Source organism: Paenibacillus sp. FSL H7-0357 (assembly GCF_000758525.1).
Lineage (GTDB): Bacteria > Bacillota > Bacilli > Paenibacillales > Paenibacillaceae > Paenibacillus_AQ.
The window spans coordinates 3,224,895-3,248,022 of sequence record NZ_CP009241.1 but is presented as its reverse complement, the minus strand read 5'-3'; the positions used below and the strand labels follow the sequence as shown (position 1 = coordinate 3,248,022).

Here is a 23,128-nt window from a genome sequence, read left to right as displayed (position 1 = left end):
TGCGCAAGCAGGATTTTTTGCTGTATAGCTATTTTTTCCCATTTCCAAGCATATTCATTAAGACAGGCCTAAATGTGGAGATGTTGAATATGCGCTCAAGTGTAAGGTACGCCATTATTTTGCTGGGAAGTTTGCTGATTGCTGCAGGAACTAATTTTTTTCTGGTCCCCTACAAAATTCTTGATGGGGGAGTCATCGGCATCGCCCTCATCATCAACTATATATCCGGCGCAAAAATTGGACTGGCCATTGTCCTGTGCAGCCTGCCGATTTTCTTGCTTGCCTGGCTTAAAGAACGGGACATCTTCTATAACAGCGTGCTGGGTTTGCTCACCTCCTCGTTTTTCATTGAAGTCCTCGGACCGCTCCAGTACCACTTTCTGTACTATATTGAGCTCGGCTCCATCTCCAGCGCCATTCTCGGCGGCTTTCTGATGGGGAGCGGTTTCGGGATTATGCTGCGGTTCAAGGCCAGCACAGGCGGAACAGATCTGCTCGCCAAGTTTATGAAACGCTATATTCCGCTCAATGTCGGCGTCATTATTTTTCTGACGGATTTCCTGATTATCGGCGCGGGTGGCCTGCTGATCTCCAAGGAAACCTTCTTGCATTCGATTCTGACGATCTTTTCGGGCGGAATCGCTACGGGGTTATGTACGCTCGAAAAATAAGCCTCTTGACTGAATGGAAATAACTATGCATATACACGATCATATGTTCGTATTATAATAAGGTCAAATTCAGCCGCTTGCCTGGAGAGTGTGAACCTATGAACAGAGATCGTGTCATTATGCTATCCGATTGCCAGAGCTTCTATGCCTCGGTCGAGAAGGCTGCCAATCCTCTCTACAGCCATAAACCGCTGGTCGTTGCCGGCGATCCGGCCAGACGCAGCGGGATTGTACTCGCCGCTTGCCCCTTAGCCAAAGAGCATGGCGTTACCACTGCCGAGACCTTAAAGGAAGCGCTGGCGAAATGCCCTGAGCTTGTGGTCGTCCGTCCCCGTATGCAGCACTACATCAACGTTTCCTCGCAAATCACCGATATTCTGCGCAGCTTCAGTGATCTCGTAGAGCCTTATTCCATTGATGAGCAGTTCATTGATGTCACGGGCAGCTCCGCCTTGTTCGGCAGTCCGCTGTCCATCGCGGCCGCGATCCAGGATTCCGTCCGCCAGGAGACAGGCGTGTATGTACGTATCGGCATCGGCTATTCCAAGGTTACTGCCAAGATGGCCTGCGATCTGTGGGCCAAGAAGAACGAAGGCGGCCGGTTTACACTCACCCGCGAACAGCTGCCCACCCTGCTCTGGCCGCTGCCGATTTCGCAATTGTTCATGGTCGGCCGCCGGATGTCCGCCCATTTCCATAGCATGGGGCTTACGACCATTGGCCATGTGGCCCAGCTGCCGCTGGCCGAGCTGAAGTGGCGCATGCGCGAGAAATTCCGCAAGAACTGCGATATAGACGCCGAGCTGTACTGGCGGATTGCCAACGGCATTGACGACAGTCCCGTAAACCCGCATACCCACGAGGTTCCACCCAAGAGTGTCGGGCACCAGATGACCCTGCCCCGGGACTACCGCACACTGAAGGAAATCAAGACGATTCTGCTGGAGCTATCCGAGCTGGTGTGCAGACGCTGTCGCAGCCTCAAGGTGAACGGCGCGGCCCTGTCCGTCGGCTGCCAGGGTGCAAGCTTTGAGATGCCGACCGGCTTCTCCCGCCAGACCGTAATGAACGACCCCACCAATGCCACCAATCTGGTCTACGAAGCAGCCGTAGAGCTTTTCCAGCGGCACTGGGACAACCAGCCCGTACGCAGGGTCAACCTCAGTCTTTCCACGCTCTCCGACGAAAGTGAGTACCAGCTGACACTGTTCGAATCCCGCCCCCGCTACCGCGAGCTTGAACGGGCTACTGACAATCTCAAGAACAAGTATGGAGATACGATTATCGGCCGGGCTGCGTCTTTCACCGATGCAGGACAAATTAAGGATCGGGCCGGCAAAATCGGAGGACACTACAAATAAACGGTACTGCTTTTACACTGCCTGAACGGGAAAAGTACTTAAAAATAAATTAAATGAATAAGGGTTGATATTTTCAGGTATTGCGGCGACAATCGAATATATAACATTCCCGGGGAGGATCGAAAGAAGTTGGATAGCACAAGCAATAACAGCAATACTTCCACGCATGAAATTATCGATCTCTGCCTGCTGGCTGGTAAAATCATGCTGCAGAGCGGTGCGGAAACTTACCGTGTGGAGGATACCATGACGCGTATGGCGGAGGCACTCGGTTTTCCCGGGGCGCACAGCTACGTGACGCCAACGGTCATCATGTTCACAACCAGCAGAACCGAACCGGTGAAGCTGTTCCGGATTGCCGAGCGGACGACCGATTTGCAGAAAGTGTCGGAGGTCAACGACATCTCGCGCCGGCTGAGCGAACGACAGCTCAGCGCGGCAGAAGCCCGCGAGCGCCTCGGCGTCGTGGACGATGCCGCACATGCCTATCCGGCATGGCTGCAGATCGCCGCAGCCGCCCTCACCGGAGCCTGCTTCACAGTAATGTTCAAGGGGAGTCTGTGGGACGCCCTTCCGGCTTTGCTGGTGTCCGGGCTTGGATTCGCCGCTGCTACCTATCTGCACCGGCTCGTACAGATCCGATTCTTTGCAGAATTTACCGCCTCATTCCTGATCGGACTGTTCGCGTTCTTCTCCGTCAAATTTGGCATTGGCCGGGAAATGGATAAGATTATCATCGGCTCCGTTATGCCGCTGGTCCCGGGTCTGCTCATTACCAATGCGGTGCGTGACCTGATGGCCGGGCATCTGGTTTCCGGCCTCTCCAAAGGTGCCGATGCTTTCCTGACCGCGTTTGCGATCGGGACTGGCATCGGTCTTGTGCTGTCGCTTTTTTAACCCATGTGAAAGAGGTAGCAATTCATGATTTTGCAACTGATAACCAGCTTTATCGCCGCTGCATCCTTCTGCATTCTGTTCAATGCCCCGCGGCGCGCGCTGCTGCAGTGCGGCTTGGCCGGAATGGTAGGCTGGATACTGTATTTGGAGCTTGATGAAAGATGGGATACGGTAATTGCCACCTTTGCGGCAACCGTAGTCGTCGGCGTCATCAGCCAATTCTTTGCCCGTTCCTTCAAGATGCCGGTCATTATCTTCAGCGTCGGAGGGATTATTCCTCTTGTCCCGGGGGACTTGCATATGACGCTATGCGCAAATTCGTGGAGAACGACAATAACCAGGCGATTCAGATCGCCGTACAGGCGTTGCTGCTCTCTGGAGCGATCGCCACGGGACTTGTGCTCAGTGAAGTGCTTGGACAAATGTTCCGCCGGAAGAACAAGTAGACACGCGCAGAAAAGAGCCTCCCCTTACCGATCACCTATAGCTATGATTACAGGGACACCTCGGCTAGAGCTGCTTGGTCTGCAGCGCATAAAAAGTCCGCCTGCGGCAAGGAATTCATCCTTGCCGCAGGCGGACTTTTGGGTATAGGGGATATTTACTGCAGCTGGCCAATGATCTTCTGGTAGCTGACAATATCCAGCCATCTGCCGAACTTGCTGCCGATCTCTTTGAACAGGGCACTCTGCTCGTATCCATGCTTCACGAACAACCGGCGGCTCGGCTCGTTATCGGCGCACACCGTAGCCACCAGTACATGAAACCGGAGCTCCACGGCCCGCTCTTCGATAAAGCGCAGCGCATGGCCGCCCAATCCCCGGCCGCCGCAGCCCGGCTTCAGGTAGATGCTGATTTCACCGGAGGTATCATAGGCCTGTTTATTCTTATGTCTGGCAATCAGCACATAACCCACCATTTCGCCGTCCTGCATAATGGCATAGGATTTGAACCGCGGATCGCCGCTCAGCACCGACTGGCGCATTTCCGGCAGGCTCTGCGGCTCAGTATGAAAAGAAACTGTAGTGTTCAACACGTAATAATTATATATATCCAGCACTTCAGCCAAATGCGCTTCCCCGATTTCTTCAAACAACAGCCCGCTCGCAGTGATTTCGCCCATTTGTTAATCCTCCCAGATTGATGTTTCCAATTGATCCACGAACCGGCGCAGCTTGCCGGCTACCTTGAGATTAATCGCTCCGTTTTGGTACATCTGCTGCACCGTGTCGCGCTGCTCCTGAATCGCCTTCAGCTTCAGCTCCAGCTTCTCATCGTCGATTACGCCATCCTTGCTCCAGCCTTCCCCCTGCTCCAGCCGTGACTCCAGCCGCTCATATTTGTCAATAACCCGCTGCGAAGCCTGGCGATTTTCTTCGCTCATCTCGGCGCTGACCGCTGAGACGGCTGCCTGGCACATCGCGATCTTCGCTTTCCGGGCACTCTCGGCATTCTGAACCGCCCGCCTTCCTTCCTCACCGTTAAAACGGTCGGTGAACAATCCCGAGAATAAGCGTTGAATCTCTGTCAGGGAGAATTTGACCTGTGTATCGAACCGCCGGCACAGAACGGCCTGCGTATGATCCAGCAGCTCTTCCATCTTCACTGCTACCGGAGATTCAATCTGACCTTGTTCCAGCATACGCCGCAATGCTGCCCGTTCCGCATCGAGGCCGTTCAGCCGCGCTTCAACGCCAAGCCGGCGGAAGCGCTCCGTAGCCACATCATTTTCCGGTTGGGGAGCGCATAGTCTGTCGATCTTGTCGGTGAACTCCAGCAATGCAGGCTGCGTTGGGGAGCCGGGGTTCTCCGTCGCCAAGCTCCGCAGCATGGTCATTCCTGCATCAATCACCACCGATCTGGCTGCAAGCTCCGTGTTCTGCGGTTGGGCGGTTTCGTCAACGGCCTCTTCTTTTCCCGCAAGGATAGGCAGAAAGATACTGGCAATCACCAGCGACATGAGAATAACACCTGCCGCGAGCGCAATGATTAAATCCCGTTCCGGAAACAGGGAACCATCTCCTACAACCAGCGGAATGGAGAAGGCCCCGGCCAAGGTTACAGCTCCGCGGACGCCTGAGATCGAGATAATCAGCTGTGTTTTGAGCGGTGACTTCTCTGTCTTCAGCCTGCGGCTCTCTACTAGCGAATAGACATACACCCAGAGGAAGCGCAGTACAATGAGCAGAGCCGTAATTGCCAGCACATAGCCGGCCACCATAAAGTTATTCAGCGTTTCATCCCGGTAGATGACTTCAACAACATCGGGAACGGAGATGCCGAGAATGAGGAAGACCATCCCGTTCAGGATAAACAGCAGCACCGACCAGGTACTCGCTGACACAAGCTGCAGCTTGTATTGCGGAGATACAGCCCGGTCTTTCTCGATGGCATATACGATACCGCCGGCAACAACGGCCAAAATTCCGGATACGCCGACTTCTTCACTAATCAGATAAATAATGAACGGAGTAAGAATCTGCAGCAGTACATGGACGGTAACATCCTCCATGCCTAATCTGCGGATGAGCACGCTGAGCCGGATAAGCAAAAATGACAGCAGCGCCCCCAGCAGCAGCCCTCCCGCCGCGATGAGGATAAAGCTGAACGTTGCTTTGGGCAGGGAGAACACCCCGGTAACCGCAGCAGCAATGGCAAACTTAAAGGCTACCAGACCGGAGGCGTCATTCATCAATGACTCGCCCTCCAGAATCCGGTGAATGCCCTTCGGCAAATGAACCCTTCCGGCCAAGGCGCCTACCGCCACCGCATCGGTCGGCGAGAGAATGGCCGCCAGCGCAAACGACGCCGCCAGTGGAATCGAGGGTATCATCCAATGGATCGCATATCCCGCAACAAAGACGGTGACAAAGACAAGGCCCAGCGCCAGCAGCAGAATGGGCGCTCTAAGGTTCCAAAGTTCATCGCGGGGTGTCCGCTTGCCGTCATTGAACAGCAGCGGAGCAATAAATAATACAAAAAACAGCTCAGGCTCAAAGGTCATATGTATTCCCGTGGGCATCAGTGCAGCAATAACGCCCAGTCCAATCTGAATCAGCGGAATTGGCACAAACGGGATAAACCGGTTCACGATGTTGGAGGCCGCGATCAGCCCCAGAATTAACAGTACGGCAAGAAAAGTCTCCAAGCTGCATCAACTCCAAAAATGATTTTCCCATTTATTATATCCTAAACGTTTATATAGGGGCAAAATGCAATTTTCATATTTATGTTTAGCCGAAAAAGTTCACCAATTTATATATTGACAAATAATTATTTTTGTGTTATAATATATTATTTTTCTATTGCGCTATATTTCTGTTTTCAGTATGATATGCATTAGCCTCACAGCATGAATCTTATCAAGCATGGGAGCACGGGCTCACTAACTTTTTAGGAGGAACATTATGCATATCGCCAAAGGAATAGACATGCTTGAGATTTCCGTTCAAGTTATGGGCGGAAAAGAAACGATTTACCCCACCCTGCTTTGGGACGGACAAGCCGCCACTCTCGTAGATACGGGTTACCCGGGGCTGCTGTCCATATTTAGAAAGGCTGTGGAAGAAGCCTCTGTACCCTGGAATCAGCTGCGCACTATCCTGATTACCCATCAGGATCTCGATCATATCGGGAGCCTGCCCGCTCTGCTGGAGCAGGCTGAAACCGAGCTGACCGTACTGGCGCACGAAATTGAGAAGCCCTATATTGAGGGCGATAAAATGCTGCTCAAGCATACGCCGGAAGCGTTGGCTGCCGCCGAAGCCATGCTGCCGCCTACAGTACCGGAAGAATGGCGGCATGCCTTTCTCTCCGTGCTTGCCCATCCACCAAAAGGAAGGGTCGACCAAACGCTCATTGGCGGTGAACAGATTCCTTGTGGCGGCGGAATAACTGTGATCCATACGCCCGGCCACAGCCCCGGGCATCTGAGCCTGTATCATCAGGCTAGCTGCACACTGATTGCCGCTGATGCCCTCACGGTGCGCGGCGGAGAACTGTACGGGCCAGATGCAGCGGCGACACCCGACATGGCTACCGCACTTGCTTCTTTGCAGAAATTCGCCGATTTGGAGATCCGGCAGGTGATTTGCTATCACGGAGGATTGTACCGCGGTGATGCAGGCCGCCGGATTGCCGCGTTGTCACAGGGGGAAGCGTAACTGGTTGCAGAACAAGCAGGAGGCAAGGCCGGTAGATCCGGCCTTGCCTCCTGCTGAAATCCCGACCGCTCCCGGTAATCAAATCAGGATTGAAGAGCTTTTGACCCAGTGGTCCTAAGGTTCAACACTTTTGCAGAAGATCCTCGACAATACTGCGGTCTACATCCAAGTCAAACTTGCGGCCCCAGAAGCATCCCTGTCCTTGTGTGCGGATTCGTTCGTAATCCACCGCCCTGAGCGTTCTTGGGAACTCCGGTCCGGTCTCCCAGTCTGTATAACGTTTGATTTCATTCACTACATTATCCTTAAACGGACTATTCAAAATAATCGAATGAAAGAATATTTCGTCACCGCAGAATGAGTTCTTGAACAAACGGATATAACCTGGAGAAGTACGGGTGAATTCCAGAATATACTCCATGCACTCACCGGTAATCGACATCCAGTTTGAGCCTTTATATAGTTTATCCGGGAGATGCTTCAGACTCCGCTTAAGCCAAGGCACCGACATCACCAGATTAATGTACCGGTTGCGCACCTCGGAGACTGCTTTTACCCGCGATACAAGAAATTTTGGATAATAGACAGAAACCCGATAGTAGCAGCCCCACATCTCCGCTTCATTAGGCAGTTGCAAATACTTCACAAATTCCTTCCCCTCGTTCTTCTGGAAGAACTCCACAATCGTTCCATTGGAGACAAGGGGCAAATCCTGCCCGCTTATGATATGAATATAATTATAGTAACCATGCTGCTTAATCAGCTCAAAACCTTTAAGAATGCATTCAATCTGGCTGTAATGTCCCCACTGCACTTCAACAGGATCTTTTACAAAATGAATATGTTCACGGTGAACAATTTGCTCTTCTATGCCGCTCTTCTTGTCTACATGCAGGAAAAAATCCACATGTTCATCACTTAAACGATCAATCAGCAAATTGATCTGCTCAGGATTTTTATGACAAAGGATTACGTATGCCATTTTGAATTTCTGCAAAATTTACACCCTTTCACTCATTCATTTCCAAATATTATAGGGGAATGAGTGAAGATGGACAAGCAAATTATTCCGATTGCGAGTTCACCATCAGCTTCAAACCGATGTTCCATGGATCTTTGAGCGAAAGGATGCCGTCTGCCTCAGTTACTGTATAACCAGCCTCCCGCATACGCTCAGACACTTCCGCCAGCTCCTGTCTGCTTGATAGCAGCAGTGTAAAATAATCGATGCCGGGTGCATCAGATGGAGCCGCCGGAGCACCCTGCCCCGCCCAGATATTGAGGCCCATATGGTGGTGATAACCTCCCGCCGAGATAAACAGTGCCGAGTCTCCATAATGGGTTGTTGGCTCAAAGCCCAATGCATCCACATAAAATTTCTTCGCTTGGTCAAGATCACCTACATGAAAATGCACATGTCCGATCACGGTGCCGGCAGGCAGGCCGTTCCAGGTTAAGCCTTCAGCAGCGGCCAGCAGACCGTCGGCATCTACCGGGTCCGTAGTCATAATATAATCCCCTTCTGCATCACGTTTCCATGTATCACGCGGCCGGTCCCGGTACAGCTCAATTCCGTTATTATCCGGATCCTGAATGTACAGCGCTTCACTTACCAGATGATCCCCCTGGCCGATATGAATCCCAGAGTCAATCAGATTGCGCAGCGTGAGCCCCAGGCTGGGGCGGTCAGGCACGAGAATGGCGAAGTGGTACAAGCCCGCTGCCGAATTCCGGCGCAGAATTTGCGCGCCTTCGATCTCCCGCAGGATGAGCAGTACACGCTGCCCGTCTGCCGTCATCTCCACCTGGCGCCCGGTCTGGCGCAAGATCTTCAGTCCCACAACATTCTGGTAAAAAGCGAGCGAACGCTCCAAATTGCTTACTCTTATCTGCACTAAACCAATTTGCACACCCTCATGCAATGTCGCTGTTGGCATAATATCTCCTCCTGAATAAATGCTGGTGTCCGTGTCTAGCCGCTTATTGCAGCTTAGTCTTTACAACTTCCATTTTTGCAATTCACACTTGTAACTGTTTCCGTTACACATTAACTAACTTTAGTATAGTAGCACTCCATAAGTTTGTCAATTACTTTCAAAAAGAAAAGCCAGACCCGTCAGGTCTGGCTTAGCATTAGTGATCCACGCCCTTGCCTCTATATTCAGCAGTTCTAAGCTCCTTAATATAGGGTTCCAAGTCAGGCATATGAGATTCCTGTGCCTGCTGCACAGCCAGTTCGATATCGTAGGGAACTCTGACGAACTGCAGATTTAACGGTGCCATTGCGCGATCTTGATACCTTCCCTCCATTACTAAATACGAGGCCTGGGTAAGATCGAGCGGATTCCCTACACTGCCTACATTCAGTAACGTCCTTCCGTCCAGATGCTGAAGGTACGCATTATGAACATCCCCATATCCGGCTATATCCGCCATGATTGGTTCCTTGCACAATCCGGAGGATAGGAACAGGGATAAACGCTGTTCGTAATCATCCCAGGGCTGGACCCGCTCATTTAAGCTGCGCGGTGAGGCATGGAATAAACGGATGAACTTTCCGCTCATCCAGAATTCAATCGAGAACGGCAGGGAGTTCAGATAATTCAGGCGGTCTTGGCCGAGCAGCTCCCGATGCCATTGTACAACGGCGATTTCGCTGGGCCGGCCGATGAATTCATCCCAGTTGCCCATCACAACTTCTTCGCAATGCTTCTTCACCAGATCAACTGCCAGGTCTGAGCTAGGTCCTTTGCCGACAATGTCTCCAAGACAAAAAATACGGGTGATGTTACGCCCGTGTATATCCGCGAGTACCGCTTCAAGAGCCGGCACATTGCCATGAATATCAGAAATAATTGCAATTTTTTCCACTGAAGTTCCTCCGTTTGGTCCATTCTTATTGTCTTGCTTAATCATTTCAGCAATTTAATGCCGCTGTATATTCTCTTCTCTGCGGTAGCTGTCCGAATCCAGTTCAATAAGTCCTCCCTGGTGAACAAGAACTCGTCATCAATTTTAATATAAGGAAGCTTTGCTTTTGTAAAAGGTCCATTATTGCTCAGAATTGCATTTTCCGCTTTCATAATATTGAGCACCTGCTCTTCTTCCAGCCCCAGAAAATATGCGGCCTCCTGAAGCGTCATTAATGCCTTGTCCTGTTGCTGCAGCAGAGTATTCTGGGCTTGCAAAGCATTTCCGCTGCTACCCGCCTTTTCATGGCTGATGACCAGGCAGCCGACAATAAAACAAACACCAAGAATAAGGCTGGCCCCCAGTATAGATAAATGGTTATTTTTCATAAAGTATCCCCTTATTTCGTACTGCCCTCATATTCAATGAGCCAGCAGTCCCTGAATTCTCCCTCATGCCATTCATGCTCTACAAGCAGCTTCCTCCGCACAAAACCAAGTTTCTCATACACTCTCAGCGCCCGGTGATTCCAGCATTGCGGGTCCATCACAATCTTGTCCGCCTGCTTCGACTCGGTAAGATATTTAACTGTCTCCCCCACGAGCTGCGAACCAATTCCTTGATTCCAGAATGCAGTTTCGCCGATAAACTGGTCCATGCCGTAAATTCTGCCTTCAAAATCCGTATACCCGTACTCCGCTTTCTCTTCAGCATCAATAGGATAGAACTGTATGTATCCAACATCCTGCGATTTATAACAGACAATCCCGCGCGTGATTTCCCCGGCTTCCTCTTCATAAAAGTGCTCCAGCACCATCGCCATTGTATGCGGACGGTCACGTCCTTCATAATACTCCAACAGAAACGGATCGGAAAGCCATTTCACAAGCAGCTCCGCATCGGGAGGCACCAGTCTTCTAACGCTTAGTTCCTGATTGTGATATAAGATCATTGCAAAGCTCCCCCTTTTACAGGCGTTTATCAATAATATGCTTATTCTCTTTAATTTCTTTGCGCAGCAGCCTGATCTCCTGAATCAAAATATCCAGTTTGTGCGAAGTTTTCGAATCATCTATCGCTTTTCTAATAATCAGCATAAATACCAAGAGGCTTAACAAACCTAGAATCACAGCCAGAAAGGTCATCATTCAAATCCCATCCTCTTTCACAAAAATCATTCCATTTCGTATGCCTTGTGTCAGTCTAATTCATTTGGAATATTGTGTAAAGCTCCCGCTACGTTATCGCGCTCTCCATTTCCTTATACAGGAACAAAAAAGTGACCCTGCCAGCGTCCGGCAGGGTCAAGGTCTATTATAAGGGGGTCATGTGACTACTATAACCGGCAAAGCTTAAATCCGGATGAAAATTTAATAAAGGTTTGCTGAATTTTGTAGAATCATCGGATTGCAGCAAACCAAAAAAATTGGAGCCTGCCGAGGCACGGCAGGCTCCTAGCAAAAATGCATCCACTGGGGGGTGGAGATCTTTAATATACTCCTGAAACCTTAAAGAAACATAAGTTTTTGCTAAAAGTTTACTTAAATTACTCTTAATCCCCTTCCCTGCTCAGTAAACAGGGATCTGATTTATAATCTGGTCCAAGGTAACCTCCTGCAGCACATTCTCCATCGCTTTCTGGGCGAGGGAGAATACAGGCACGATGGCACCGGCGATGTTCTTGCCAACCGGACAATCGGGATTCGGGTGCTCATGCACGGAGAATAAAGAATCTTCCTCCACCGCATTAACCGCCCGATAAATCTCCAGCAGCGTGATCTCAGCTGCAGTGCGGTTCAGCTTGGCTCCGGCCACACCGGGACGGACATCAACCAGTCCCGCTTTGTTCAGCATGCCTGTAATTCTGCGTATGACCACCGGGTTGGTATTGACACTGCCAGCGATCCATTCGGAGGTGCTTTTGCCTTCCTTGTTGCTGTCGATTAACGTAAGAATATGAATAGCCACCGCAAACCGGGTGCTGATGTTCATGGAAATCTCTCCTTTATTGCCCTAAACAAAAGAATGCTTTGGATGCAACAATAATAGTTACATTTTAGCACATTGTCAATGCTGTGAGGAGGTCCGCAACCTGGTCCGGATATTTTTTACTCAGCCGGGCTTTGCCCAGATTGCTCTTCACAATCTTCAGCATCCGGGGATCGCCGCTCTGTACAAATCTGCGGAGCATAGCAAAACCTGCTTCCGGCTCGCTGGCCACAAACAGACTGAGACTATATTCTAAACCCTTGGACAACACGCGATAATGCTCCCGATCGCCTTGTCCCGGCTCAGAGGAGAGGATGCCTTCCATAATGCCGCCGGCCAGATCCAGGCTATACCGTGCGTTGATCTGCTCCTTGAGCAGCGGCGGATGGGCTAAAGCGGCAACAAAGGCGCGCTGTTCCAACAGTGTAGCCTCCGCTTTCCATGAATCCAGCAGTCCCTGCAGAAGCGAAAAATCATATTCTCCAATGATCTGCAGACCGATCGCCGCGGCCTCGCGCAGCCGCCATCTGGAATCATTCATGGCAGTCTTCAGCAGGCCTTCTGTCAGGGTCCGCCGCACTGCATCAGCATACCCGTAATGCGCACAGCTGGCCTGTACAGCACAAAAAGGCAGAAACTCGCGGGGATCATTAGCAGCAGCCTCGTGGTCCGAAATAAGCGCCCATGACGAAAGCATTGCCCATGAGGTCTCCGTTACAGAAGGCCGGGCAAAAGACATAGCGAAGCTCTCTGCCAGCTCCAGATTGGCCCGTGGTCCGGGCAGGCCGCTCCCGTCCAGCATATAACCGGCAAGCAGGGGCCACTGCTCCTCCGTCTCCATCCATTCCCGAATCGGCACTGGCACCGTCTTAGTTACAGTCATCCTAATTCCCCCGTTTTCCTGGACAGTTTATTGCCGCTGTACAATGCCCTGCATCACATAAGGATAATCAATTTGTTTCTTCACGGAGAGCATGGCCTCTTCACCGGCAAGCAGTGACATGACATGCAGCCCCAAATCAATGGAGGCAGACACCCCTCCACCGGTAATTATACTGCCGTCCTGTACAATCCGCGTCTTCACCACACTGCCACAATAGGGCGCCAGCAGATCGTACGCAGCGGGATGCGTCGTTGCACTGCGTCCCTCCAGAAATCCGGCGGCTCCCAGCAGCAGTGAGCCTGTGCATACAGAAACCTTATAAGGCACATTGGCGGCTCCCCGCAGCCAAGAGATAAAGGACTCATCGGTCCGGAGCCTTCTCGTTCCCATCCCGCCGGGTACGAAGACTAAATCATATTGCGACAGATCCGGCAATACTGTGCCGATCTTGACCGTAAGCCCCAGCTCATCGGTCACTTCTTCCGCAACACCGCAAATATCCCATTCCAGCCCTTCACCTGGGGCAAATTGTCCAAGCCGGTAGATAACATCATAGAATCCGGCAAAATCGAGAAAAGTAATTCCATCAAAAAGAATAAAGGCCATTTTCAACTTCGCTCGCTCCTCTCACCCTCGGCAGGGTTCTATGCGCTTGTCAGAATGATCGGTTTGCCCTTAGTAATTATAATGGTGTGCTCATACTGTGCTACCCGGCTATTGTCCTTCACACTCAGTGTCCACCCGTCCGACTGCTGTTCTACAAAGTCAGCCCCGGTAGACAGGAACGGCTCAATCGTAATGACCTGATTTTCTTTAAGCACCGTAGTTACCCGCGGATTATAAAACGGGAGAATTTCGAAAGGCTTCTCATGCAGTGATTTGCCGATGCCGTGGCTGCATAAATTGCGTACGATTTTGTAGCCGCGTTTGCGGGCTTCACTCTCCATCACTCTGCCAATCTCATTCACCTTCATGCCTGCTCGAAGATGATTGATTACGCTCATCATGGTTTCCTCCGTGCTGCGGCACAGATGTACAAGCTTCTCGTTATAGGGCGGCAGTTGAAAAGAAACGCCGGAGTCACTGTAATAACCGTTAAGCTCGGCCGATACGTCAATATTAATCAGATCACCGGGGTTAATGACGCGTGAGCCGGGAATGCCGTGAGCCACCTCTTCATTAATGCTGATGCAGGTGCTGCCCGGAAAATTATAGGTAACCTTCGGAGCCGATTTTGCACCAAATTGCTCCAGGATCTTCGCCCCCACCGCATCAAGCTCGGCAGTCGTCATACCTGGTTTTACATGTTTCTTCATCTCGGCGATAGTGTAACCTACCACCTTGCCGGCTGCTTTCAGACCTTGCAAATCCTCTGCTGTATCGCTCGTCATTCTTTTAACATTCCTCTCGCTCTATAAGATGTACTCGATATTTATTATTTCGGTATAGATTGTTAACTTCTTCATAAATAATGTATTCCTGATACGCTTCTCCGAACACTAGCTTCATCTTGAGGTTTGTGCTGACGCCCGGCGGCTCTGAGAATTCCTTCCGTTTATTCAGGCTTAGTCATGAGCTTGTTAGATGAAGTATCGGTAATATGTACCCTACAATTATAACAGTCTTCAGGTGCAGAGTGAAATGTCCGTGCATTGGTCTGCCTCATCCAATTTTCAGCTCCGCGCATCAAAAAGACCGGTCCGCTATAAAATAACGGACCGGTCTCTGAACACACTCAGATGGGATAGCTTTAACAAAATCATTAGGCGCTCTAGTTAATTGCTCCTACCGCTTTCAGCCAGGCTTCGGCAATGAGGGCATGTCCGGCCGAAGAAGGATGCACGCCATCCCCTGCCCAGAACGCCGGCTCCGCTTTAACGGAAGCCGCAGCGAACAGGCCGTCGAGCGGAACCAGCGGGGCACCGTACTCACGTGCCAATTCACGCACAACATGGATTTTGGGATCCAAATCCTGACGCCAATTCTTGCGGTCTTCCGGCACAGGTAGTACGAACGGCTCAATCAGCACCAGCTTGGCATCCAGCGCACTCATTGTACGCTCGATCAAATCACGGTAAGCGGCTTCAAACTCGGCAGCAGTAGTTTCCTGGCCTGAGTCAAAGCGGCGCCAGGTATCATTAATCCCGATATAAATGGACACCCATGTCGGCTTCAAGTCCAGGCAATCCTTATCCCAGCGCTGCTGCAAATCCGTAATGCGGTTGCCGCTGATTCCCCGGTTAATGAACGTCAGATTCTTCTCCGGATACTGCAGCCCGAGACGTGCGGCGGCCATCATTGCATAACCTACGCCCAGTGATGAAGCGTCTTCATAATTGCGCCCGCAATCAGTGATACTGTCACCCTGGAACAAAATGATATCGTTTTCTTTAAACGCCATGTTTAAATCCTCCTATAAAACCACTGTATGGTATAAACATATTCCATTATATCAAATAGAATTTCTCCGGACACCCTCAATTATGGCAGGATTTCAAAGCGCACTTCGCATTGTGAACTTATTTAAATTTATTTCGGCAGACATGAAAGCCTCCTCAAGCTGTTGTCCACGGATATGGCTGCCCCGTCTGAAATAGAGAGCCCGGAGGAAATTTTTGCAATTGATCCGGTTAATATCCACACTGCGGGTCCTCGGCAGGCTACCGCATTCCCCGAGAGCGCTAATCCAGCCGGCAAGCTGTTCCTCCGGAAGCAGGCTATGGAATACCATGGAGTCGACGATAGTGGCTATCCGCTCATCCTCTTCTTCATTGAAAATGTACGTGCCGTTCTGGAGCATACCCTGTACCGCATCCAGGACTTCCAGCTGCACCGCCGCATCACTCTCCGGGCACTTCACCAGTTCATCCAGTGCATCTGCCGCGTGGGCAGCAGCGTGGGCCCAGCCGTTTTCTTCCAGATAGCCGCGTAAATCCTTCTCTGTTCTGTAGTAGCGGAGAAGCGAATCCTTCAAACTCATGAAATCAGCTTCCTCCAGAAATGGCTGCAGTCTGTGCTGCTGTATAATCAAAGCTGCCGGCAACACAGAGAAGGTCCGCGTGAATACACTTTGGTCTCCTGAACCGCCGATGTCGTAGAACAAATGCCGCTCATCGGTCAATACTCCAAGCAAGCTGCGCAGCTCATCTGCGGTGAACAACTGCTGCTCAGATATCCATTCATAAAATGTCGGATAAATAAGCAGATCCCGAAGCTCCGGATCCGGGTCGCCGATATACTCCAGCATCCGGCTGATGTAATCTCCTGCCACTTCACCATCACGCAGCTGATAATGTTCCTCCTCGATTCTTTGCAAATCCAGCTTTAGCCCGTTTCTTGTATCCGTCATTCTTCCACCCCTTCAGGTCTATTGGTACATTGTGCAATCATTGCCGTAATCTCTTCAATGACAATCTCCGGCTCATCATGGTGAATATAGTGCCCGCTGCCTCCCGCGATCCTCTGGCGGCCAGCCGCAGACCACCGCAAGAATCCCCTCTGCAGCTTCTGCTCCAGCTCGAGGATTGCAGTCGACGGCCAATCCCCTTCTCCTTCATCAGGGAGCCCTCTTGTAATAATCGACATCGGGTGAGTACCCGGCCATTGGAGCTCAGTTTCAGCTATCTGCCTATAACTCGCCAGCTTGTCAATGTTCTCGCTGTTCAGCAGAGGATTCTCCAGATAAGCCCTGTTTGCCGGGATCAAATGCACGGGCAGAACCTCCTCATAAGCAAGCTCCTTATACTCCGGTACGCCATCCACCAGAACAAGTCCCGCTGTGCATGAGCGAAATTTTGCAGAAAACTGTCTGGCGACCAATCCGCCAAAAGAATGTCCTACCAAGATATACGGCGGCTCCACTGCCAGCTTGGACAGTAACCTATGCAGTTCCTGAACCAGGTCATCACAGGTACGGGGACCCGATGCTGCTGTGCTTGCACCGATTCCGGCCCTGTCATAGGAGAGGGTTGTCGTTAACGCCGCTATCCGATCCTGTACCCCACTCCAGGAATCACCCCCGTCTCCCAAGCCGGAGATGAAAATAACCGCCGGTGCGCTTTTTTGTGTGTATCTATAAAACAGCATCATACCGGCCTCCTGTTACCACACGTATTCAATATACATCCAAAAACAAATTCAGTTTAAATTAATTTCCAGTTATTAACTATGTAATTCAGCACAGAAAAAAGATCCCCTTCCAGCACCCGCACCTCAAGAAAAAACCAGGTGTTTTCGGGTAACTAAAAGGGGATCCTATGAACTACTTCCAGCAAAACCGGCTAATGAATATTAATACGCCAGACTGAACAAACCTTTGATATGTGTCAGATAACGGATGTTGCTTGCTTCTTTCATCATCGTTGCAGGCAAGCCTTTTAATGGCGTTGAGTTGCCGCCGATAATAGCAACCCCGTCTTTACGGCCCAGGCTGGCGAGTGTGCCCGAATTGACCGGACTAAAGGTATCCAGCGATTTATTGTTCAGGTAAGCATACAGATTATAGCCGATCAGCTCACCCATCTGCCAGGCGATTTGTGCAGTCGGCGGATAAGGACGGCCGTCCGGAGCAAATACAACAGCACTGTCACCAGCAACAAATACATCAGGATGCGATGTGGATTGCAGGAATTCATTTACCGTTGCACGTCCACGGTTAACTTCAAGACCGGATTCACCGATCAGCGGATTTCCTTGTACACCACCGGTCCATACGAATGTGTTGGCCACAATTTTCTGGCCATCCTTCAGATCAATGGTGTTGCCCTCCACATTGGTAACGGCTAGACCGGTCAGGAATTGTACGCCGCGTGCAGCAAGACTTGATGTAGCGCGTTCGATCAGGTGATCGGGCAGTACCGGGAGAATCTTCGGACCTGCTTCCACGAGCAGCAGCTTGATCGCTTTTTGATCCACCCCATAACGTTTGGTGAGCTTCGGCAACACGTCGGCAATTTCACCTACAAGCTCAACACCCGTCAATCCGCCACCGCCGATTAGAATCGTCGCATCAGCTTCATTGCCGGTTTTTGCGTACTCACGGATCCGGTCTTCGATATGCCCGTGAATTTTATTGGCGTCGGCAGCCGATTTCAATACCATGCTGTATTGTTCAAGTCCCGGAATTCCAAAATAAGCCGTCGTGCTGCCAAGGCCCGCAACAAGGGCGTCGTAAGTAAGATTCGTGCCATCCGAGAGCGCAATTTGTTTGCTTTCAACGGAGAAGGATTTTACTTTGGCAATTTTAAGATCAATGTCTTTACCGGCAAAAAGCTTCGCCAGCGGCATAGCAACAGCTTTCTCTTCCACGCTGCCTGCGGCAAGACGATGCAATTCGGTAATAATCTGGTGGGTTGGATACTGGTTGACAACTGTGATCTTTGCTTCAGCCTTGCTCATATATTTGCGCACTGTCAAGGCACTCAGCAATCCGCCGTAACCTGCTCCTAGAATAACAATATGTTTTGACATATGATGTTTCCTCCGTCCTTACGTATGAGATTAGAATTAATTATTTCTGCTGGCTGCGTTCGCCGCTGACTTGCAGGTAAGCATTCATAAAACGGAGAAGCTTCTGAACCTGCGGATCCTTAATCATCTTCATCATTCCGAACACGCTGATCGTCTCGCTGCTTTCATTTGCCCGGTCTTTCGCCTCGATCACAGTAGCCGCCATATTCTTGACGGAACCTACTACCGGCTCGGCAATTTCTTTAATAGCGCCCACCGTATCATTCTTGAGTACTTCATCGGATGCAACCGACTGTACAAAGTCCATAGACTTCGTTAATACACCTACAAGCTGTGTAAGCTGCGGCAGCTGTTCTATCAAGGTTGTTAATGATTCCTGAACTTCCGGCTTCAAAAGCTGATCCAGAACATCCTCTTTGGTTAAAGAGGCTTTCGGTGCTTCCTGTTCAGGAGTGGTTTGCGTAATTGTTTCTGACATTGTTGAACTCTCCTCTGCATTAGCTTGTAACGCTTGATAATAGTCAATTCAATAACCCATGCGTCTATTATAACACCTATTATGTAATAAACGTCACAATCTTTTTGCCTCTATAACCTTATTTTGTGATTAAAATCACTTCTTTTCTGTCATTTTTATTAATTACCTTCTATTTGAACTTAATTTCACGATTTAGTGTAATTCATCATTGACGATTCCCAATTGCCGTGCTATCTTAAGTAAGTAACCATTAGTAAGTAGGTTTATTTACATAAGTTATTGATATTTATTAACTATTAATTTATAACCATTTGGAGGTATTTATCATGAGTACTTTTACAGATTTGGTGCAATCCCGCAGATCAGCTATGAATTTCGTGGAAGGGATCAAGATCCCGCAAAACGAACTGGAGGACATGTTCTCTCTCACCCGGCTCGCCCCTTCAAGCTCCAATTTGCAGCATACACATTACAAGGTGATCAGCGATCCGGCACTGAAGGAGGAAATCCGCAGAGGTGCTTATGACCAATATAAAATCCACACGGCTTCCGCCGTTATTATTGTGCTCGGAGATAAGCTTGCCTATCAGCAGGCACCGGAAATTTACAGCGGACTGAAATTGCTTGGCGCTATGAGCCAGGAGGAATATGACAACACCATTCAATCCATCAACGATGCCTACGAAGGAAATGATGCTTTCCAGCGTGATGAAGCCATTCGCAACGCCTCCCTGTCCGCCATGCAGTTCATGCTGATTGCCAAGGATAAAGGCTGGGATACCTGCCCGATGATCGGCTTTGATCCCGAAGCCATCAAGGCCACCCTCAATATCCCGGACCATCTTGTGCCGGCTCTGATGATTACCATCGGCAAAGACTACAAACGCAAGATCAGACCGCGCGGCTACCGCAAGCCGGTAAATGAGTTTGTTGAATTCTTCTGAGATGGACCCTTGCAACCTGCAAAAAGGCCTTGCCGCAGTATCGCGGCAAGGCCTTTTGTGATAATAACAACCGGTTAAATCCTAGACTCTGCGGAAACGCCAGAGCACGCTCTGGAAATCACCGTGCAGATTCGGCAATGGCAGCCCCGCATACATAAGATGATCTCCTCCATACACGCCTCCGCCTTCCAGCCACTCATAATCCGCTTCGGGATCCAGTCCTTTCAGGCGAAGATAATACAGTGAATCATTGGGCTCGGCCAGTGTCCGGGCATACACGACGACAGCCTCGGATTTATCTTCAGCCGCAATCAGCCATGCGGTCTCGTTGCCTTCAAACGGGCTGAGCAGTCTGTACTGCTCCCCGAACTGCACCAGCGGCCGCAGCTCCTTGTAGAGCGCTACCTGTGCTTTTACCGTTTCCTTCTCTTCTTCCGTAAACTTTGTCAGATCCAGCTCATAGCCGAAATTGCCTGACATTGCGATATGTCCGCGCAGTTCAAGAGAAGTATTGCGGTGTACCTGATGGTTCGGCACGGCCGAGACATGGCTGCCCATGGAGCTAAGCGGATAGACGATGCTCGTTCCATACTGGATTTTGAGTCTGCTGATCGCATCGGTATTATCGCTTGTCCAGGTCTGCGGCATATAATAGAGCATTCCCGGATCGAAGCGCCCTCCCCCGCCGGAGCAGCTCTCAAACAGGACATCCGGAAACTCCGAGGTAATCCGTTCAAGCACTCCATAAAGACCGAGCATATAACGGTGCGCCGTTTCCCGCTGTCTTTCCGGCGGCAGCAGCGCAGAGCCAATTTCGGTCATATTGCGGTTCATATCCCATTTCACATAGGAGATTGGCGCGCTGCGCAGCACATCGGCAATCCTGTCGCCGATCGCCTGGCAGACATCCTCACGGGAGAAATCGAGCACAAGCTGCATCCGTCCTTCTGTTCTGCGGCGGTCCGGCACATGCAGGCACCAATCGGGATGCCGGGTGTACAGTTCGCTGTCCGGCGAAATCATCTCCGGTTCGAACCAGAGGCCAAATTGCAGGCCCAGCCCGTTTACACGCTTGGCCAGATCATCCAATCCCTCCGGCAGCTTATTCGCATCCACGAACCAGTCCCCCAGTGAGCTGCGGTCATCATTGCGGCGACCGAACCAGCCGTCATCCAGCACAAACAGCTCCAGTCCAAGCTCGCTGCCGGCACGGGCGATGTCTTCAATCTTGTCGGCGGTGAAATTGAAATAAGTCGCTTCCCAGTTATTGACGAGTACTGGCCGGGTACGGTCGCGGTGGGTGCCGCGGCTCAGCCGGGTACGGTACAGCTTATGATAGGTCCGTGACATCGAACCGATGCCATCCGCCGAGAAGACCAGTACAGCTTCGGGAGTCTGGAACGCCTGTCCCTGCTCCAGCAGCCAGTTGAAGTCGAAAGGATTAATCCCGATGGATAAGCGGGTTGTCTTGTACGGCTCAACCTCAGCCTGTGCGCTAAATCCGCCGCTGTAAACCAGGCTGACGCCATATACCTCGCCATGGTCTTCATCCGCACCTTTGGACAGCAGGGCGATAAATGGATTCTGTGCATGGCTGCTCGCTCCCCGGCGGCTCTCGATACCCTGCATGCCGGAAGCAAGTGCTCTGCGTTCCACATATCGCTCCCTCGCCCAGGACCCGGACAAATGAAGCATATCGTAATTCGAGTCACGGAAATCCACACTCATGCTGAGTCCACGCAGCAGCCTCAGCGACTGGCTGCCTTCATTGACAAACCGCACAGAACGGGTAATGGCGTTCAATTCATTAAATACGGTATAGCAGAGGATAATCCGCAGCCCGGCCACAGGATCGAGCAGCTCGATCTCCAGTGTATCGGCTTCCTCTTCATGCTCGGTATATGTAGCTGGCAGCCCCTCAAGAGCAGGCTTTCCCCGGTAAATGCGGTGTTTGTCATACAGCGCCTCGGAAGCCGTAGTTCCGTTCTCAGCCTGGATCTGGTAGGCTGGATGGCGGAAATCACCCACACCATAAACCGGGTACTCCTGTGCTATCGTATCGTAAGAGATAGACATGTCCTCAGGATATGGGGCTGGCGAGAAGGAGCAGCGTTCAGTCCGCTGTAGGATGGACGACAGACCGGTTGAACGGATTTTTCTGCCCCAATATACATGCGCCGGAACTCCGGTCGGCAGCAACTGAATCACGTAGCTGGTTGCCTTGCTCTGAAGATGAAAGATGCGTTCGTCGGAAAAATATTGAATTGCCATTGGAACCTCCTGAAAGTTTGTGAGCATCTGCTTCCTTGATTAGCATCGTACAAACTCGCTTGGGAAGCATCAGCTTAGTTTTGTAGAGCAGCATCTTACTTAATAGGCTTCGTACAACATCACTCTATTATATAGTGAAATCGCTTTAATTTCACTTCTGGTTAGCTTTCATTTCGCATAATGAAGAATAGCCGCAGCCGCCCGCTCCCGCCGCTCGGCATCTTCACTATGCAGCGCAGCCGTGAGAACAGACAGCGCTTCAGCAATTATCTCTGCATCAACTTTAACAGTGTGTTTCGTTTGCTCAATACCTCCAAGACCCGCATCCGCAAGCCACAGGTCCAGCCTTTCAGGCGGCAGTGTTCCTATATACTGCGAGACTGGCAGGGCATCTGCCAGCAGTTCACCCATCATAGGATTCAGCTCTGCACTAATCAAGCTCTTCAGCCAGGTTACACCTCTCCGGTGACAACGGCCATCTTCCGGATGGTCACAGGCTTCCTCATAGAAATAATCGCCCAGATCGCCAAGGTAGGCCCACTCCCCGTCTGAGATCAATACATAATCTCCGTCCTGCATTGTATGTACAAAGATGTCCAGGCTGTCCAGCGCCTTTTCCAGTTCCGGCCCGTAGTAGGCAGAGGTCTGATGCAGCCGTCTGGCGATTTCTTCGCGGCTTGCCTGTTCCAAATCACCGATGCCGGGATATCCGGCGCAAACATAATTGTCCTGCACAAACTCCGTCATCCGCTCAATCCCAAGCGGCGCCGTCTTCATCTGAAACAGCTTCATATATGCTCTACTCCTTCCATTCTTCCTAACTCCTACGCCATAAGTGAATTATACATTAAGAGCAGCAGCAATTATCCATGGAATATTAGTTAAAAAACTAAGAATAAGCAAGGATAATAGCGCTTACAAGAGGGTTATATGTATAATGGTTCCAGATTCAAATGATACGGCTTTTTACTGCTTATGGGGATCAGGGTATACTATAGACATCAACTCAAGGAACCATACACTGCTAGAAGGAACGCTAATGCGGGCAGGTAAAATCTCTCCGTGAGCAATCTTTTGCAGCTGTAATCCCTG

General features: G+C 50.7%; 24 protein-coding genes and 1 pseudogene. 6 read left to right on the top strand and 19 right to left on the bottom strand.

The window, feature by feature from the left end; all coding sequences use genetic code 11:
* Positions 1–89 precede the first annotated feature (89 nt).
* The 4 genes and pseudogenes from H70357_RS13970 (at position 90) to H70357_RS13955 (ending at position 3,375) form a co-directional block, all read left to right on the top strand.
* The gene (locus H70357_RS13970; protein ID WP_038590344.1) at positions 90–671 is read left to right on the top strand and encodes a YitT family protein; all 582 of its coding nucleotides are present in this window, start codon (positions 90–92) and stop codon (positions 669–671) included.
* Between the two features lie 98 nt (positions 672–769).
* Positions 770–2,032, top strand: coding sequence for a DNA polymerase IV (locus H70357_RS13965; protein ID WP_038590341.1), 1,263 nt, complete (start codon positions 770–772; stop codon positions 2,030–2,032).
* A gap of 129 nt (positions 2,033–2,161) precedes the next feature.
* Positions 2,162–2,929, top strand: coding sequence for a threonine/serine exporter family protein (locus tag H70357_RS13960; protein WP_038590337.1), 768 nt, complete (start codon positions 2,162–2,164; stop codon positions 2,927–2,929).
* A 24-nt stretch (positions 2,930–2,953) separates the two neighbouring features.
* A pseudogene (locus H70357_RS13955) lies at positions 2,954–3,375 on the top strand (threonine/serine exporter family protein).
* 155 nt (positions 3,376–3,530) lie between these two features.
* Here the strand turns inward: H70357_RS13955 and H70357_RS13950 are convergent.
* Together H70357_RS13950 and H70357_RS13945 are read right to left on the bottom strand one after the other, a co-directional pair.
* Entirely contained in the window at positions 3,531–4,052 is a 522-nt protein-coding gene (locus H70357_RS13950; RefSeq protein ID WP_038590334.1) for a GNAT family N-acetyltransferase, read from the bottom strand.
* A gap of 3 nt (positions 4,053–4,055) precedes the next feature.
* The gene (locus H70357_RS13945) at positions 4,056–6,077 is read right to left on the bottom strand and encodes a Na+/H+ antiporter (protein WP_038590331.1); all 2,022 of its coding nucleotides are present in this window, start codon (positions 6,075–6,077) and stop codon (positions 4,056–4,058) included.
* A gap of 259 nt (positions 6,078–6,336) precedes the next feature.
* Between H70357_RS13945 and H70357_RS13940 the strand changes: the two genes are divergently transcribed.
* Positions 6,337–7,092, top strand: coding sequence for an MBL fold metallo-hydrolase (locus H70357_RS13940; RefSeq protein WP_038590327.1), 756 nt, complete (start codon positions 6,337–6,339; stop codon positions 7,090–7,092).
* A gap of 121 nt (positions 7,093–7,213) precedes the next feature.
* On the opposite strand, the gene H70357_RS13935 is transcribed toward H70357_RS13940, so the two are convergent.
* The 15 genes from H70357_RS13935 to H70357_RS13865 form a co-directional block, all read right to left on the bottom strand.
* Positions 7,214–8,074: a beta-1,6-N-acetylglucosaminyltransferase gene (locus tag H70357_RS13935; protein WP_038599509.1), complete on the bottom strand. Its 861-nt coding sequence runs from the start codon at positions 8,072–8,074 to the stop codon at positions 7,214–7,216.
* Positions 8,075–8,156: 82 nt separating this feature from the next.
* Complete coding sequence (locus H70357_RS13930) at positions 8,157–9,029, bottom strand: VOC family protein (RefSeq protein WP_038590324.1); 873 nt, start codon at positions 9,027–9,029, stop codon at positions 8,157–8,159.
* 196 nt (positions 9,030–9,225) lie between these two features.
* Entirely contained in the window at positions 9,226–9,963 is a 738-nt protein-coding gene (locus tag H70357_RS13925) for a metallophosphoesterase family protein (RefSeq protein WP_038599506.1), read from the bottom strand.
* A 41-nt stretch (positions 9,964–10,004) separates the two neighbouring features.
* A complete protein-coding gene (locus H70357_RS13920) occupies positions 10,005–10,391 on the bottom strand; it encodes a hypothetical protein (RefSeq protein WP_038590321.1) in 387 nt (128 codons plus the stop codon).
* An 11-nt stretch (positions 10,392–10,402) separates the two neighbouring features.
* The gene (locus tag H70357_RS13915; protein WP_038590318.1) at positions 10,403–10,954 is read right to left on the bottom strand and encodes a GNAT family N-acetyltransferase; all 552 of its coding nucleotides are present in this window, start codon (positions 10,952–10,954) and stop codon (positions 10,403–10,405) included.
* Between the two features lie 16 nt (positions 10,955–10,970).
* Complete coding sequence (locus tag H70357_RS13910) at positions 10,971–11,150, bottom strand: hypothetical protein (RefSeq protein ID WP_038590313.1); 180 nt, start codon at positions 11,148–11,150, stop codon at positions 10,971–10,973.
* Positions 11,151–11,571: 421 nt separating this feature from the next.
* Positions 11,572–11,994: an Rrf2 family transcriptional regulator gene (locus tag H70357_RS13905; protein WP_038590310.1), complete on the bottom strand. Its 423-nt coding sequence runs from the start codon at positions 11,992–11,994 to the stop codon at positions 11,572–11,574.
* Between the two features lie 64 nt (positions 11,995–12,058).
* The gene (locus H70357_RS13900) at positions 12,059–12,874 is read right to left on the bottom strand and encodes a hypothetical protein (protein WP_038590307.1); all 816 of its coding nucleotides are present in this window, start codon (positions 12,872–12,874) and stop codon (positions 12,059–12,061) included.
* A 27-nt stretch (positions 12,875–12,901) separates the two neighbouring features.
* Entirely contained in the window at positions 12,902–13,486 is a 585-nt protein-coding gene (locus H70357_RS13895) for a DJ-1/PfpI family protein (RefSeq protein ID WP_038590304.1), read from the bottom strand.
* Between the two features lie 32 nt (positions 13,487–13,518).
* Positions 13,519–14,265, bottom strand: a complete 747-nt coding sequence (gene map, locus H70357_RS13890) for a type I methionyl aminopeptidase (protein WP_038590301.1) — start codon at positions 14,263–14,265, stop codon at positions 13,519–13,521.
* A gap of 380 nt (positions 14,266–14,645) precedes the next feature.
* Positions 14,646–15,275, bottom strand: coding sequence for an SGNH/GDSL hydrolase family protein (locus tag H70357_RS13885; protein WP_038590298.1), 630 nt, complete (start codon positions 15,273–15,275; stop codon positions 14,646–14,648).
* Between the two features lie 93 nt (positions 15,276–15,368).
* Complete coding sequence (locus tag H70357_RS13880; RefSeq protein ID WP_038590294.1) at positions 15,369–16,223, bottom strand: DUF2785 domain-containing protein; 855 nt, start codon at positions 16,221–16,223, stop codon at positions 15,369–15,371.
* Entirely contained in the window at positions 16,220–16,963 is a 744-nt protein-coding gene (locus H70357_RS13875) for an alpha/beta fold hydrolase (protein WP_231578428.1), read from the bottom strand. Before H70357_RS13875 ends, H70357_RS13880 begins: the two co-directional genes overlap by 4 nt.
* A 201-nt stretch (positions 16,964–17,164) precedes the next feature.
* Entirely contained in the window at positions 17,165–18,343 is a 1,179-nt protein-coding gene (locus tag H70357_RS13870; RefSeq protein ID WP_038590291.1) for an NAD(P)/FAD-dependent oxidoreductase, read from the bottom strand.
* A 40-nt stretch (positions 18,344–18,383) separates the two neighbouring features.
* Positions 18,384–18,821: a helical membrane plugin domain-containing protein gene (locus tag H70357_RS13865; RefSeq protein WP_038590287.1), complete on the bottom strand. Its 438-nt coding sequence runs from the start codon at positions 18,819–18,821 to the stop codon at positions 18,384–18,386.
* A 326-nt stretch (positions 18,822–19,147) separates the two neighbouring features.
* On the opposite strand from H70357_RS13865, the gene H70357_RS13860 reads away from it, so the two are divergent.
* Positions 19,148–19,765, top strand: coding sequence for a nitroreductase family protein (locus H70357_RS13860; protein ID WP_038590284.1), 618 nt, complete (start codon positions 19,148–19,150; stop codon positions 19,763–19,765).
* An 81-nt stretch (positions 19,766–19,846) separates the two neighbouring features.
* On the opposite strand, the gene H70357_RS13855 is transcribed toward H70357_RS13860, so the two are convergent.
* Positions 19,847–22,036 (bottom strand): alpha-galactosidase, encoded by a 2,190-nt coding sequence (locus H70357_RS13855; protein WP_038590281.1) that lies wholly within the window; start codon positions 22,034–22,036, stop codon positions 19,847–19,849.
* A 168-nt stretch (positions 22,037–22,204) separates the two neighbouring features.
* On the bottom strand, positions 22,205–22,828 hold the full coding sequence (locus H70357_RS13850) for a hypothetical protein (protein ID WP_038590278.1): 624 nt from the start codon (positions 22,826–22,828) through the stop codon (positions 22,205–22,207).
* Between the last annotated feature and the right edge of the window lie 300 nt (positions 22,829–23,128).